At 65.5% G+C, this 14513-nt stretch carries 9 protein-coding genes and 3 pseudogenes; 1 reads left to right on the forward strand and 11 read right to left on the reverse strand.

Going from position 1 to position 14513, the window contains the following annotated elements; all coding sequences use genetic code 11:
- Positions 1 to 483 precede the first annotated feature (483 nt).
- The 8 genes and pseudogenes from ACQY8B_RS17625 to ACQY8B_RS17660 all read right to left on the reverse strand — a co-directional run.
- A pseudogene (locus ACQY8B_RS17625) lies at positions 484 to 1332 on the reverse strand (DUF6531 domain-containing protein); the annotation flags it as partial.
- Positions 1333 to 1590: 258 nt separating this feature from the next.
- Positions 1591 to 1920, reverse strand: coding sequence for an L-rhamnose mutarotase (locus tag ACQY8B_RS17630; protein ID WP_422087894.1), 330 nt, complete (start codon positions 1918 to 1920; stop codon positions 1591 to 1593).
- Positions 1921 to 1941: 21 nt separating this feature from the next.
- The gene (locus ACQY8B_RS17635) at positions 1942 to 2718 is read right to left on the reverse strand and encodes an SDR family oxidoreductase (RefSeq protein WP_422087895.1); all 777 of its coding nucleotides are present in this window, start codon (positions 2716 to 2718) and stop codon (positions 1942 to 1944) included.
- A gap of 36 nt (positions 2719 to 2754) precedes the next feature.
- Positions 2755 to 4032 carry an L-fuconate dehydratase gene (locus tag ACQY8B_RS17640; protein WP_422087896.1) on the reverse strand — a complete coding sequence of 426 codons (1278 nt, stop codon included), beginning with the start codon at positions 4030 to 4032 and terminating at the stop codon, positions 2755 to 2757.
- A gap of 2 nt (positions 4033 to 4034) precedes the next feature.
- Positions 4035 to 4993: pseudogene (locus ACQY8B_RS17645) on the reverse strand (ABC transporter substrate-binding protein).
- A 29-nt stretch (positions 4994 to 5022) separates the two neighbouring features.
- On the reverse strand, positions 5023 to 6048 hold the full coding sequence (locus ACQY8B_RS17650) for an ABC transporter permease (RefSeq protein ID WP_422087897.1): 1026 nt from the start codon (positions 6046 to 6048) through the stop codon (positions 5023 to 5025).
- Between the two features lie 19 nt (positions 6049 to 6067).
- A pseudogene (locus tag ACQY8B_RS17655) lies at positions 6068 to 7574 on the reverse strand (sugar ABC transporter ATP-binding protein).
- A gap of 11 nt (positions 7575 to 7585) precedes the next feature.
- Complete coding sequence (locus tag ACQY8B_RS17660) at positions 7586 to 8461, reverse strand: amidohydrolase family protein (protein ID WP_422087898.1); 876 nt, start codon at positions 8459 to 8461, stop codon at positions 7586 to 7588.
- Between the two features lie 172 nt (positions 8462 to 8633).
- Here ACQY8B_RS17660 and ACQY8B_RS17665 point away from each other — a divergent pair, with 172 nt between their 5' ends.
- On the forward strand, positions 8634 to 9437 hold the full coding sequence (locus tag ACQY8B_RS17665) for an IclR family transcriptional regulator (protein ID WP_422087899.1): 804 nt from the start codon (positions 8634 to 8636) through the stop codon (positions 9435 to 9437).
- Here ACQY8B_RS17665 and ACQY8B_RS17670 read toward each other — a convergent pair.
- The 3 genes from ACQY8B_RS17670 to ACQY8B_RS17680 are packed head-to-tail and all read right to left on the reverse strand — an operon-like array spanning position 9425 to position 14512.
- Positions 9425 to 10399, reverse strand: a complete 975-nt coding sequence (locus tag ACQY8B_RS17670) for a tripartite tricarboxylate transporter substrate-binding protein (RefSeq protein WP_422087900.1) — start codon at positions 10397 to 10399, stop codon at positions 9425 to 9427. The genes ACQY8B_RS17665 and ACQY8B_RS17670 overlap by 13 nt on opposite strands.
- 31 nt (positions 10400 to 10430) lie before the next feature.
- The gene (locus ACQY8B_RS17675) at positions 10431 to 11777 is read right to left on the reverse strand and encodes a hypothetical protein (protein ID WP_422087901.1); all 1347 of its coding nucleotides are present in this window, start codon (positions 11775 to 11777) and stop codon (positions 10431 to 10433) included.
- Positions 11774 to 14512: a tannase/feruloyl esterase family alpha/beta hydrolase gene (locus tag ACQY8B_RS17680; protein WP_422087902.1), complete on the reverse strand. Its 2739-nt coding sequence runs from the start codon at positions 14510 to 14512 to the stop codon at positions 11774 to 11776. Before ACQY8B_RS17680 ends, ACQY8B_RS17675 begins: the two co-directional genes overlap by 4 nt.
- Position 14513: the final 1 nt, after the last annotated feature.

Consider the following 14513-nt stretch of genomic DNA (forward strand, 5'->3'; position numbering starts at 1 on the left):
AACACCGGATTCATCGAAGATGCCGGTCAGCCCTTGAGGGAACGACGCGTTCTCGTAGACGAAGTTGTGGCCCTTGCCGTCGGGGTACAGGACCGAGGACAGGCGGCCTGCACCGTCGTAGGCGTAAGCGATGAAACGCCCATCCGGGGTCGCGATGGTGGTCAACTGGCCAGCACCGTTGTACCCAAACGCGAGGGTGCGACCGAAGTTGTTCGTAACGGTGGCCAGCCGCCCTGCACCATCGTAGTTGTAAGTAGTGGCCCATCCATTGCGGTCCATCGCAACCCGCAGCCTGCCTGAGCCATCGAAGCTGAGCGTGCTGTCGTCATCGGCGCGGCGATAGCTCCATGTGCCGGATGGGAGTTGGATCAGAGTGTCCGTGCTGTTGCCGGCAGTCCAAGTGGTGGCGCCAGGCGCCCGGCCGAAGGTGCGCACGTACCCTTCACCTGTGGTGATGGCAACGCCCAACGGGTCCGCGCTAGGCGTGGAGACCAGCTTGGTGCCGAAGTTGTGTGACCAGACCTGGCCAAGTGGGTTGCTGGCCCGGGTCGGATCGCCGGCCCAATTGCTTCGGTAGGTGCGAGTAAAGGACAAGGCGCCGGCGCCAGCGTCGAACCAGTCGGTTTCCGAGCGGTATTTTTCTGCGCTGGCAGGGAATATCGGAGTCGCCGTGCTCTGCCCGTCTATGCGACAAGCCTGAGGCTCAGGGGTAGCAGGTATGCAGCCGGTCTGAGTGCCATCCTCTTGATAGCCACGATTGCATTCGCAGCCGTTCGAGCTCAACGCACTATTTGACGGGCAGATAGCGCCACCATACTTCCATCCATAGTTGTAGACCCATGCGCACCCCGTATTGAGTTGGCCAATTGCGCAATACGAAGCACCTCCGCCCCAATCCAGCCATGGACCGCTTCCGCATTGAGGGTTTGCTGGATGGTCGAATCGAGTGCAGACCTGAAAGCCCCAGCTGTTCGTCCAGGACGGCATATGTGGATTCCAAGCGCTGGCTTGTACCCATTGATGCCTTGCGATTGCCATCGCGGTGCCTGCCGATTTTGTGTACACATAGGATCCATTGACCGGCATGGCAACACCGTTGTACTGAAAATATCCTACTTCTTCGCCGGGGAACGCGGCCGTCGCCGTCCGGCCGAGCACCGCGATAAAGACGACAGCGGAGCAGAGCACTCTGTTTGCGATAGCCCGTCGAGCTGACGAATGCTCCTGAGTGCTAGGCTTCGCAGAGACATATATGACGCCTCGCTGCGCCCGTGCAAATGTTCTTACAGGCCAAAGCGTGGAACAAATGGCCCACTGCAGCAGTCTCAGCATTCCCAGACCCTCCCTCGTTCTGCAAAGATTCTGTGGTCGCGGCTTCGCACTTAGCGCAACGCCCCGACTTCCTTTTTTCTTGCACGGATCACCCCTCAAGTGACGCGCGCCGACTCACTGCGCGCTCCCTACAAGTTGTTTCAGATTAGCCGAAAGACCGCAGGCAGACAACGGCAGATCAATGACAAAGCGATTTCAGCAAGCGCTTGAGCATATGGACCGGCAATACCCAAACTGTCGCGAACAAATCACCAGCACCTACAACTCAAATATCCTCCCCATCCCCACCCACTTCTCTCCCACAGGCGTCCAAGGCGTAGCCGCCTGAAACTTCCACATAAGTTCTTCCCACTCCCTGATCTTCGGATCATTCTTCGAAGCCAGCGCCATCGCTTCCGCGTCATACCGCGCGTCGTCCGTCTCCATCAGCATCACCATCCGCGTACCCAGCCGATAGATCTCCATCGCAGTCACGCCATGCGCGACAAGATGCGCCCGCACCTCGGGCCATATCTCGCGGTGATACGCCTCGTACTCGGCAATCAACGCCGGATCGTCCTTCAGATCGAGGGCAAGGCAATGGCGCATGAAAACTCCAGTCCAAGAAAATCAGGTCAACGCCCGGTCCAGGTGCGTATACCCGCCGTCCACGAACACCCACTGTCCCGTCGTGTGCGAAGCGCGCTCCGACAGCAGGAACACGACGTTGTCCGCAATCTCCTGCGGCGTGGTCATGCGGTGCCCGAGCGGGATCTTGCTGGTGATCTCTTCCAGCTTGCGGTCGGGTTCGTCGAAGGCCGATATCCATCGCTGGTAAAGCGGCGTCATCACTTCGGCAGGAATCACCGCGTTCACGCGCACGCCGTCTTCCAGCAGCGACGCGGCCCACTCGCGCGTCAGCGACAGTTGCGCGCCCTTGGCCGCCGTGTAGCCGCTGGTGTTGCCCTGCCCCGTCACTGCGGTCTTCGACGAGATGTTGACGATCGCGCCCCTGCTCGCCTTCAGATGCGGCAGGCAGTAGTGCGCCATCACGTAGCAATGGATGAGGTTGCGCTCGAGCGAACCTATGAAGGCCTCGCGCCCTGCTTCCAGGCCCACGCTGTCGTTCACGCCGGCGTTATTGACCAGCCCGTCGATGCGGCCGAACTCCGCGGCGGTGTCGGCCACGGCCTTGGCGCAAGCCGCCTCCTCCATCAGCTCGAACTGAAAGAACCGCATGCGCGGCTGCAGCGCGCGCAGCGCTTCTTCGAACGGCGCATCGAGCGGATTCTTGCCGCAGATCACCGGCACCGCGCCCTCGCTCGCCAGCGTCATGGAGATGGCAGCGCCAATGCCGCTGCCGCCGCCGGTGACGAGCACCACCTTGTCTTTCAGATGCAGGTCCATGGTCGGGAGATGCCTTTCGTTTGGTGTGATCCGGTCTCAGCCCCGAAAGCGGTAGCGTTCGAGCGATTCGGGTTTCATGGTGATGGAGAAGCCCGCGCCCTTCGGCGGCATGTAGGCCGCATTGCGGATCTCGCAGGGTTCGATGAAGTGCTCGTGCAGATGGTCGACATACTCGACCACGCGGCCTTCGCGCGTGCCGGAGATGCAGAGGTAGTCGATCATCGACAGGTGCTGCACGTACTCGCAAAGGCCCACGCCGCCGGCATGCGGACAAACGGGCAGCTTGTACTTCGCGGCCATGAGCATCACGGCAAGGATCTCGTTCACGCCGCCAAGGCGGCATGCGTCGATCTGCACCACGTCGATGCCGCCGCGCATGATGAACTGCTTGAACATGATGCGGTTCTGGCACATCTCGCCCGTGGCCACCTTCACGGGCGCCACGCCTTCGCGGATCTTGCGGTGGCCCTCGACGTCGTCGGGGCTGGTGGGCTCCTCGATGAACCACGGCTTGGCAAAGGCCAGTTGTCGCACCCAGTCGATGGCCTGGTCGACTTCCCAGACCTGGTTGGCGTCGATCATCAGGTGGCGGTCGGGGCCGAGCACTTCGCGCGCCACCGTCAGGCGGCGGATGTCGTCCTGCAGGTCGCGTCCCACCTTGAGCTTGATGTGGTTGAAGCCGGCGTCCACAGCCTCCTGCGCGAGCATGCGCAGCTTCTCGTCGGAGTAGCCGAGCCATCCGGCCGACGTGGTGTAGCAGGGGTAGCCCTCGGCCTTGAGCGTGGCGATGCGCCCGGCCTTTCCCTTCGCAGCTTCGGTGACGAGCGCCAGCGCCTCTTCAGGCGTGATGCAGTCGGTGATGTAGCGGAAGTCGATGCAGCGCACGAACTCCTCGGGGCTCATGTCGGCCACCAGCTGCCACACGGGCTTGCCTTCGGACTTGGCCCACAGGTCCCACATCGCGTTGACCACAGCGCCGGTGGCCAGGTGGATCGCGCCCTTGTCGGGGCCGATCCATCGCAGCTGGCTGTCGGAGGTGACGTGGCGCCAGAAGCGCCCCATGTCCTCTGCCACCCATGCAAGGTCGAGCCCCACCACCAGATGGCGCATGGCCTCGATGGCCGCGCAGCAGATCTCGTTGCCGCGCCCGATGGTGAATGTGAGGCCGTGGCCCTCGAGCCCCGGCTGGTCGGTTTCGAGCACGACATACGCCGCCGAATAATCCGGGTCGGGGTTCATCGCGTCGGAGCCGTCCAACTGCTGCGAGGTGGGAAAGCGCACGTCGAGCACGCGCATCGATCGGACTGTGGTCATGCTCAGTCGTACAGCACGGCTGCGATCTTGGGGTCGGCAATGTTGGTCTTGTCGTACCAGAAGAACCCGGTGTCCACCACCTTCGGCAGCTTCTCGCCCTTGATCGCCTTCACCGCCATCTCCACGGTCTTGTAGCCCATGCCCACCGGGTTCTGCGTGATGGCGCCGGCCATGCTGCCGTCCATGATCGCGTTCTTCTGCTGCTTGCCGGAGTCGTAGCCGATGATCACGACCTTGCCGTTGCGCTTCATCTCTTTCACGCCGTTGACCACGCCGATGGCGGAGCCCTCGTTGGCGCCGAAGATGCCCTTGAGGTTGGGCGAGGCCTGCAAGATCGACTTGGTGATCTCGGTCGACTTGAGCTGGTCGCCGCCGCCGTACTGCACGCTCACGATCTTGATGTTCGGGTAGGTCGACTTGATGCGGTTGACGAAGCCGTCGCGCCGGTCCACGCCGGTGCGGCTGGTCTGGTCGTGCACCACCAGCGCCACTTCGCCGCTCTTGCCGATCAGCTCGGCCATCTTGTCGGCGGCCAGCGCGGCGGCGGCCTTGTTGTCGGTCGTCGTGGTGGTCACGGGTATGTCGCTGTCCACGCCGGAGTCGAAGGCCACCACCGGTATCTTCGCGGCCTGGGCCTTCTTCAGCAGCGGGATGGCAGCCTGGCTGTCGAGCGCGGCAAAGCCGATGGCCTGCGGCTTCTTGGGGCCAGCGCGGCGGAGAGCATGTCGATCTGCTTGTCGACCATGGCCTCGGTCTCGGGGCCTTCGAAAGTGACCTTGACCTTGAAGTCCTTCGCGGCCTGCTCGGCGCCCGACTTCACGGCCTGCCAGAACTGGTGCTGGAAGCCCTTGGACACGAGCGGGATGTAGACCTCCTGTGCCTGCTGCGCGTGCGCCGCAAAGCCCGACAGGCCGATGAGGGCCGCACCCAAAGTGGTGGTGACTGCTCTTCTCTGGATCATGCGATGTCTCCTGTGGTTGTGAAATCAGCTCAATGCTTGCTGCCGCCGCGCCGGCGCAGAATGTCCGCGTACACGGCAAGAATGATGATCACGCCCGTGACCACGGTCTGCCACTCTTGCGCGACCGAAAGAATGCGCAGGCCGTTGGTCAGCACGCTCATGATGAAGGCGCCGATGATCGTGCCGACGATGGTGCCGGTGCCACCGCTGAGCGACGTGCCGCCGATGACCACCGCAGCAATCGCATCGAGTTCGTAGCCCTGCCCCAGCGCAGGCTGCGCCGAGTTCAGGCGCGAGGCAATCAGCAGACCCGCAATGCCGCAGATGCCGCCGCTCACCGTGTAGACCACGACCTTCCAGAAATCGGTGTTCACGCCGGAGAGCCGCACCGCTTCTTCATTGCTGCCGAGCGCGAAGGTGTAGCGCCCCAGGATGGTCTTGTTGAGCACGATGCTCGCGGCAACGGCCACCAGGAACAGGATGAGCACCGCATTCGGAATCGGCAGCGACGGGATGACATAGCCGATCAGCGAATCCTGCGAGACGGCTGTAAAGCCCGGCGTGTCGTTGAAGTAGATCGGCTTGGTGCCCGATATCACCAGCGACAGGCCCTTGAGCAGCATCATCATGCCCAGCGTGGCAATGAACGGCGGTATCTTGAGCTTGGCAATCAGCACGCCCGACACGAAGCCGGCCACCGCGCCGAAAAGGATCGCGGCCGCAATGCCGAGCGCGAGCGGCATGCCCATGTAGGTGAGCACCACGCCGGCCATGACGGCGCAGAAGGTCATCAGCGTGCCCACCGACAGGTCGATGCCCGAAGTGATGATGACGAAGGTGCAGGCAATCGCCAGCACGCCGTTCACCGCGGTCGATTGAAGAATGCTCACCAGGTTGTCGGCCTGCAGGAACTGCGGAGACGCGATGCTGAAGAACACCATCAGCACGATCAGGCTGGCGAAGGCCAGCATCTTCTGCCGCGTGGCCGGACGAAAGAGCCGCGCCTTCAGCGAGAAGCCGGGCGTGGCAGCGGTGGTGGCGGTGGGGTTCGTCAAGGGGTGTCTCCAGTCGTCGTCAGGGGGCGGTGGCGGCTTCGCGGCGGGTGGCGAGCTGCATGATCTTTTCCTGCGAGGCTTCGCGCCCCGCCAGTTCGCCGGTGATGCGGCCTTCGCACATCACCAGCACGCGGTGGCTCATGCGCAATATCTCGGGCAACTCCGACGAGATGATCACGATGGCCTTGCCCTGCTCTGCCAGCGCGTTGAGCAGGCGGTAGATTTCGGCCTTGGCACCCACGTCGATGCCGCGCGTGGGCTCATCGAAGAAGAGCACGCCGCAGTCGCGCAGCAGCCACTTGGCGATGACGATCTTCTGCTGGTTGCCGCCCGAGAGCAGCCGCACCTGCTGGTGGGTCGAGGGCGTCTTGATGTTGAGCTGCTTCACGTAGCGCCGGCCGGCGGCCTCGATGGCCGCCTGGTCGAGGAACACGCCCATCGACACGAACTTCTTCATGCTGGGCAACACGATGTTGGTTTCCACGTCCATGCCCGTCGCCAGGCCGAAGTGCTTGCGGTCTTCCGAGAGGTAGCCGATGCCGTGCGACATCTTGCGGCGACCTGATCGACACCTTCTTGCCGCGCACGCGGACTTCGCCCGAGTCGATGGCGTCGGCGCCGAACACGGCGCGCGCAAGCTCAGTGCGGCCCGCGCCCATGAGCCCCGCAAAGCCAAGGATCTCGCCTTTGCGCAGCACGAAGCTTGCATCGCGCACCATCGAGCCGCGGTTGATGCCCCTGGCCTCAAGCACGATCTCGTTGCCCGAGGTGTCGGGAAATTCGTTCTCCACATCGGTGAGCTGGCGCCCCACCATCATGGCAATGAGCGAATCCATCGGCGTTTCGGCCATCGGCACGGTGGCGATGTACTGGCCGTCGCGCATTACGGTCACGCGGTCGGCAATGCGCTTGAGTTCGTCCATCTTGTGCGAGATGTAGACCACGGCCACGCCCTGCGACTTGAGCTGCCCGATGATGCGGAACAGGTCGGCCACTTCCTCGTTGTTCAGCGCGGCGGTGGGCTCGTCCATGATGAGCACGCGCGAATCGAAGGACAGCGCCTTGGCGATCTCCACCATCTGCTGCCTGGCCACCGTGAGTTCGCCCACCGGCGTGCGCGGGTCGAGCCGCAGGTTCATGCGCTCGAATATGCGTTGCGTCTCCGCGCGCATGGCCTCCTCGTCGATGAACAGGCCCAGGCGCCCGCGCGGCTCGCGGCCGATGAAGATGTTCTGCGCCGCGCTCAGGTGATTCATCAGGTTCAGCTCCTGATGGATGATCCCGATGCCCAGTGCCTGCGCGGCGCGCGGGCTATCGATGTCCACGGGCCGGCCGTCGAGCAACACCTCGCCGGAATCCTTGCTGTAGACGCCCGCGAGCACCTTCATCAGCGTGGACTTGCCGGCGCCGTTCTCGCCCATGAGTGCATGCACCTCGCCGGGCAGAAGATCGAACTGCGCCTTGTCGAGAGCGCGCACGCCGGCAAATGACTTGCAGAGGTCGCGGATGGTGACGATGGGTTGCATGAGGGCTCCGTTCATTCGCTGGCAAGGCCGTAGAAACGCCGCGCGGTCCCGGCCCATACGTCGTCCTGCTCGCTCTGCGCGAGCCCGCCGATGCATGCCTCGCTGATTGCGATCCAGCCCGCGTAGTCGCCGGCCAGCGTGAGCACCGGCCAGTCGCTGCCCCACATGAGGCGCGACGGCCCGAAAACGTCCAGCAGGTGCTCCCACACCGGGCGCACGGCGCGCAACGCTGCCTCCACATCGCCATGCATCGCGGCCGGCGCCTCGCCCCACAGCCCCGAGAACTTGCAGCACACCTGCGGCATTGCGGCAACCGCCGCGATGTCGGCGCGCCATTGCGCGAAGGCCTCGCCGTCGTTCGCGCCCACGGGCGGCTTGGCCGCATGGTCGATGACCACCGGCAACTCGGGCCAGTGCCTGAGAAAGCGCAGCAGCGGCGGCAGGTGCCGTGGCTTCACCAGCGCGTCGAAGCGCAGGCCGAGCCGTTGCAACGTGCGGATGGCATCGGGGCGCGGGCGGCATGCGATCCACGCGTCGTCGGGCTGGTCTTGCAGCATCGGCCGCACGCCCTTGAACTTCGGATGCCCCGCCATGCGCTCGAGCACCGCGCCCGCGCCAGGCCGGCTCAGCTCGACCCAGCCGACCACGCCGCCAATGAAGCCATGAGCCGAAGCCAGGTCGAGCATGAATTCGGTCTCGGCCTTCGACTCGGCGGCCTGCACCAGCACCGTCTGGCTCACGCCATGCGCCGAAAGCAGCGGCGCCATGTCTTCGGGCATGAAGTCGCGCAGCAGCGGCGCAACCGCGGGCTCGTCGGCGCGCAGCCACTGGTAGTCACCGCGTGCGGGCCGCCAGAAGTGCTGATGGGAGTCGATGCGCTGGATCATCTCGCGTCGTCCGCCGCTTTTGCCGCGGAACGCCTTGCCCCTCTAGTCCATGAGTGAACATAGTATTTACATGCGAATGTTCAGCGTCAATAAGGCGCGCTCGGTGCTTACCCGTAATACGAAACTTGCAATCGCTCCAATCTGCTGATGAAATTCACCAGTGAACAAAACAATGCAAACTGAGCTTTCGTCCAAGGCCACCGACGAGCAGGACCGCTACCGCGCGCCCGCGCTGGACAAGGGGCTTGACATCCTGGAGCTGCTGGCCGACCAGCCCGACGGCCTGACGCGCGGCGAAATCGTGAAGGCGCTGGACCGTGGCCCGAGCGAGATCTACCGCATGCTCGAACGGCTGGTGGCACGGCAGTACGTGCTGCGCTCGCTGGCGGGCGACCGCTACAGCCTGAGCCTGAAAATGTTCGACCTGGCGCACCGCTATCCGCCGGCGCAGCGGCTGGTCACGCAGGCATTGCCGGTGATGGACCGCTACGTGAAGGAAGCCGAGCAGTCATGCCACCTGGGCGTGTACGACCGGGGCAACGTGCAGATCGTTGCGCAGGTCAACAGCCCGGCCGCGAGCAACATGACGGTGCGGCCCGGCACGCGCGTGAACCTGCTGGACACGGGCTCGGGCCAGGTGCTGCTGGCCTGCGAGTCGGCCGAGCGCCGCAGGCAGATGCTGGCCGAGCACGTGGCGCTCGACGGCGAAGTGCAGATCCCGCCCGACGAACTGGAGCACATGCTCGAAGCCGTGCGCGCCACCGGCTACAGGCAGCGCGAAAGCCTGCAGTACTTCGGCGTGATCGACATCTCGTGCCCCATCCTCGGGCCGCGCGGGCATGCATTGGCGGTGCTCACCACGCCGTACATCCGGCGCATCGACCGCCACGCGATTCCGTCGCTGGACCGCGCGCGCGAGCTGATGCTGCAGGCCGCGCGCGATCTGTCGCTGATGGCCGCCGCTCAGTCAGCGTAGACGCCGGCCGCCTTGATGATGGGCGTCCACTTGGCGATTTCTTCCGCCACGAACTTCTTGTGGCCCGCGGGCTCGATGCGCCCGTCGGTCGCCACCACCGCGCCCAGCAGTTCCTCGCGGTGAATGAAGTCGGGGTCTTTCAGCGCCGTCTTCACCGCGTCGCTCAGCTTCTTCAGCACCGGCGCGGGCGTGCCCTTGGGCGCATACAGGCCGTGCCAGATCGTGACCTGGAAGTTCTTCAGGCCGGCCTCGTCGAGCGTGGGCAGGTCTTTCAGCGCCGGCAGCGCGAGACGCTTGGGCGTGGTCACGGCGAAGGCCTTGACCTTGCCGGACTGGATCTGCGGCGTGGTGTTGGTGGTCTGGTCGCACAGCAGGTCGATCTGCCCGCCGATCAGGTCGGTGATGGCGGGTGCTGTGCCCTTGTAGGGAACGGCTGTCATCTCGGTCTTGGTGGCGCTCTGGTAAAGCAGGCCGCACAGGTGCGACGCCGAGCCCACGCCGGCATTGCCGATGTTGATCTTGCCCTTGTTGGCCGCGATCCAGCTCGTCAGCTCCTTGTAGTTGGTGGCCGGAATGCTGGGCTTGGAGATGAGCGTCATCGGCACGTCGTTGACGATGCCCAGGTATTCGAAGTCGCTCTCCACCTTGAACGGCAGGTTGCGCACAAGGCTCGGCACGGTGGCCATCGCGATGTGGTTGAGCAACAGCGTGTAGCCGTCCGGCGTGGCGCGCGCCACCTTGGCCGCGCCGATGGAGCTGCCGGCGCCGGGCACGTTGTCGATGATCACCGTGCCGCCGCCGAGCGGCTTGCGCAGCGCCTCGGCCAGGTCGCGGGCCACGCGGTCGGTCGGGCCGCCGGCCGCGAAGGGCACGACGATGGTGATCGACTTTCCGCCCGGAAAGTCTTGCGCATGAGCGCCGCCAGCAATGGCGATCGCCGCGAGGGCGAACAGTTTTTTCATGGAGTCTCCGTCGAGTTGAGATAAAGGGAAATCAGGGTGCACGCGAAGGCACGCGGCTTTCGAGCGCGGGCGGTTGCCACGCGGGCTGGATGTGGCAGCCGTTCTTGCCGTCGGTGTCGTAGCGCGGCATCAATGCCTTGCAACGCTGCGCGAGGCCTTCGGGCGTGGGTTTCTCGCCCTTGTCGATCCAGTCGAGCAGCGCGGTGAAGAGCGCCGGGTATTCCGAATCGCTCAGGTAGCTGTGCTCTCGCTCGCTGCTGAAGCTCTGCACCAGCAGGCGGCCGGTGCCGGCCGCGTCGCGGATGCGGCGGTACGAGTTCTCCAGTTCGACGAAGGCCGTGGGGTCGTCGATCGCATGCAGGCCCACAGTGGGCAGCGACGTGCGGCCGGTGGGCTGGCTGTCCGCCGCCAGCGCGCCCTTGGCCTGCGGGTCGGCTGCGTAGCGCAGCACGCCGGCATTGAGTGCCGCGTCGTCGGCCGAGCCGCTGTAGACCGCGCCGATGTTGCCGAAGGGGTTGCGCCCGCCGAGACGCTTCTGCACCAGGTCCTGGAACAGCCAGGTGGCCCACGTCAGGTGGCCGAGCAGCGAGCGCTCCTGGATCTTCACGACCGAAAGAATGGTCTTCAGCCGCGCGGCCTGCTCGGGCGTGCGCTGCGCGGCGGGCAGGCCAACGCCGGTGCATTCCTTGACGCGCGCGGCAAGGTCGGCGCGGGTGAGCTTCGAATCGAGCGGCAGGCCCATCCACAGCGGGTATTGCGGCTCGTCCGGCTTCGGATGGTTGTGGCAGACGTACTGGTACACCACGCGCAGGTCGAGCCGGAAGTCGTAGGCGCTGTTGCCACCGCCGAGCACGCCGCTGGTGAGCATCAGGCCGTCGTAGGGACTCTTCGCTCCACCTGCGGGCGCATACAGTTCCGCCGCCTTCGCCGCCACGCCCGCGCCGTAGCTCTGCCCGTGCAGCAGCGTGCGATGCGGCTGGCCGAAGTGGCGCACGAAGATCTGGCGCAGCCGCTCGGTGTCTTCGGCCGCCATGGTCACGCCATAGCCGCCGCGCCGGTAGGTGGAGCCGGCCCAGGCATAGCCGGCCTTCACGGTGACGGCCCAGCGCTTGAGGTCTTCCTCGCTGCGCTCGAGCTTGGGCGGACCGGTCTCGGGGCCGCCGTGGGCGTGCATCACGAGCACGTGGTTCCAGTCTTTCGGAATCGCTATCCAGTAGAGGGCGCCCGTGCCGTCCTCACCCGTGTAGCAGCGCGCGGCGTCGGGCACGGGCGACGGGCAGGTCGCCGCCTTCGGCGCCGTCGATGCCGCGTGCGCGGACAGCAGCGGCGCCGCGCCAATCAGGGCGAATGCAGCGAGCTGCGAGAGTCGGTTTTTCAATGGCGTACTCCTAGTTCCAGCGCCGCGTTCGCTCCCGGGGTGGAGACGAATGCCAGGACACCGCTGTTGAAGATGAAATTGCCTGGGCGGCCCGCATCGGCTTGCGCTACGCCCGGCACCGGGGCGTCGTAGCCCAGGGCGGCGGTCGCGCCACCCAGATTGAACGCGCTGCCGGCCACCGTCGCATCATGGTTCTCCCCCTTCACGCTCAGCATCGCGAAGCTTCCGTCGGCAACGCCGGCCATCAGGCTCTGCTGCAATGCAAGGACGCGCATACCCGAACTGGTCGCCGACACGCGCACCAGGTGCAGCGGCACTGTCGCGCCGTTGACCTGGCCGATCACCATCGAGCCGCTGCGCGTGCCGCCGGTGACGACGGCATTGCCTTCAGGCGGCGTGGTGAAGACGTTGAACGCACCATGGCTCGCGTCGTAGGTGATGTAGCCCTTCTCGGTCTGCGCGCAGTTGGCGTCGTAGGTCATGAAGCTGCCGGAGACCGGGTCGCGGCAGTACTGGAAAGTGCCCGCGTTGCGCAGCTTCACGGCCGCGCCGTAGGCAGTGGCGCCGCCCGGATCCTGCTGCAGCACACCCGCCGCGTTGAAGGTGTTGGCGATCGACTTGAAATCGGCGGGCGAGGCCGCGTTGTCGTAGGTCTTCTGGAAGGCCAGCAATGGCGCGAAGCCGCCGCCGCTCGGCGCATTCACGCCGCCCGACAGCACGCCGCCCGCGCCGAAACTGAACACCGCCCCGCTCTCGCCGCTGGCATAGCTGCAGCTGCCCTCCGACACCAGCGAGCCGGTGCGCAGCGTGCCGGCGGCGCGCTGCAGGCTTGCGTCGATGGTCACGGTATAGGCCATGGTGGCCGGGTCAATCTGCACGCGCAGTTCTTCGCCGAAGCTGTTGCCGCCCTTGTAGCTGGTCACGGAGGCGGGCAGGTTCGGGCAGGCCAGCGGGTCGCCGACTTCTGTCACGCAGCTGTAGTTGACCGCCGCATCGAGGCTGCCGCTGCCACGGTACTTGGGCCACGACGGGAACTGGCACAGCGGACGCGTGCGGCCGTAGGTGCCGGCCACCGCGTCCACCGCCACGCCGGTGGCGGGTGCGAGCCCGCCCTCCACCCAGCCTTCGAGCGCGGCCAGCGAATCCCAGTTGGGAATGAAGCTGCCGGTGCCGTGGCCCATGCCGGGCACGGTGTAGAAGCGCACGTTCTGGTCGACCGAAGCCTGGCCCACCGTGGCGATGAGCTGCTTGTAGTAGTCGATGGTCGAGTTGGGGCTGATCACCTCGTCGGCCAGGCCGTGCAGCATGATGAGCCGGCCGCCATGCGCGAAGAACGGCGCCAGGTTGGGGTTGGTCGCGTCGGTGAGGTTCGACACCTCGGTCACGCGCACGGCATCGCTGCCCGGGTTAAATGGGTCGAAGGTCAGCGTGTTGAAGCTGGCATCGCGCTTGACGAAGAACTTCACCCACTGGTCGCCGGTGACGTACATGTTGGCGTCGGAAGACGTGGCGGGATTGCCCGGCACGTTGCGCGTGCCGAGGTCGCGCGTGGTGTACGGCCCCGCCACCAGCGCGCCTTCGAGCAGGTTGTAGCCGCCCGCGCGCTTCACGCCGTTGGCCAGCGAATAGGTGGTGAAGTCCAGCGGCAACTCTATGGCGTGCACGGTGTCGATCTGCGCGTCCGACAGGCAGGTCTTGCTGGTCTTGGTGCCATCGGGGCAACGCAGCGAAGCCACGATCTGCGCATTGAGCATGCGGCAGCTCTCGACGTTGCTCACGATATTGTCGGCCGCGCCGTCGAGCTTGTCGCAAGCCTGCATCGCGGCCTTCTGCACCATCAGCGTCTCGCTCAGGTCCATCCAGCCGTCAATGCCGTTGTTGTAGTAGAGCGCGCGGCCCACGGCCACGTTCGACAGCCGCGTGCCGGTGTAGTTGAGCGCGGGTTCGTTGGCGATCACGCCGTCGTAGTCCTCGGGCCAGCGCTGGATGTAGCTGAGCGCATCGCGCCCGCCGGTCGAGGTGCCCAGGAAGTAGGCGTGCTTCGGCTTCACCGCATAGCGCGCGAACACCAGCGCCTGCGCCACGTCGCGCGTCTTCTTGAGCGAGTTGCCGCCGTAGTTGGCAAGCTGCTCGTCGTTGGCCGCGAACTTGCCGTCGGTGATGCTGCTCGACTGGTGGCCCGAGTCGTCGCCGTAGGTGGCGTAGCCCAGCGCCAGCGGCGCGGGCTTGCCGGCGGGGCCGAAGCGGATGAGCTCGGTGCCGTCGATCAGCACGCCGTCGAAGCCGCCGCCGCCGAAGTGGATGGTCTTCTGGTTCCACTTCTCGGGCAGGTTCACCGCGAAGTTGATGACCGAGGCACTCGGGTCGACCGGCTGTATGGTGCCGCGCACGCGGCAGTAGTCGCCGAGGGTGTTGCCCGCATCGCCCGCTGCAACCGGCGTGGCGCTGGTGACGGTGGCGCCCTGGGTGGGCAGGCTGATCAGCGAGGCCGGCAGGCTCTTGCCGTTCAGGTCGGCGCAGGCAACCACCGGCTGCACCGGCGGGGGCGGCTGGTTGTCCGGCGGATCGTTGGCGGGCGGGTTACCGCTGGCGGGCGGCGTGGTCGGCAGCAGGCCGACGCTACCGCCTCCCCCGCCTCCGCCACCACCGCAGGCAGCAAGGATCAGTGAAACCAGCGAAAGGCCGATCGCATGCAGGACGGCACGAATCATCGAGGCAGGGCGCTTTGTGCGCATG

The sequence above is a fragment of the Variovorax sp. genome (genome assembly GCF_965279555.1).
Taxonomy (GTDB): Bacteria; Pseudomonadota; Gammaproteobacteria; order Burkholderiales; family Burkholderiaceae_C; genus Variovorax.

Coding starts and splice junctions, on each gene's coding strand:
- ACQY8B_RS17630 (WP_422087894.1), bottom strand. CDS start 1,920: ATGCGCCATTGCCTTGCCCTCGATCTGAAGGACGATCCGGCGTTGATT.
- ACQY8B_RS17635 (WP_422087895.1), bottom strand. CDS start 2,718: ATGGACCTGCATCTGAAAGACAAGGTGGTGCTCGTCACCGGCGGCGGC.
- ACQY8B_RS17640 (WP_422087896.1), bottom strand. CDS start 4,032: ATGACCACAGTCCGATCGATGCGCGTGCTCGACGTGCGCTTTCCCACC.
- ACQY8B_RS17660 (WP_422087898.1), bottom strand. CDS start 8,461: ATGATCCAGCGCATCGACTCCCATCAGCACTTCTGGCGGCCCGCACGC.
- ACQY8B_RS17665 (WP_422087899.1), top strand. CDS start 8,634: ATGCAAACTGAGCTTTCGTCCAAGGCCACCGACGAGCAGGACCGCTAC.
- ACQY8B_RS17670 (WP_422087900.1), bottom strand. CDS start 10,399: ATGAAAAAACTGTTCGCCCTCGCGGCGATCGCCATTGCTGGCGGCGCT.
- ACQY8B_RS17680 (WP_422087902.1), bottom strand. CDS start 14,512: ATGCGCACAAAGCGCCCTGCCTCGATGATTCGTGCCGTCCTGCATGCG.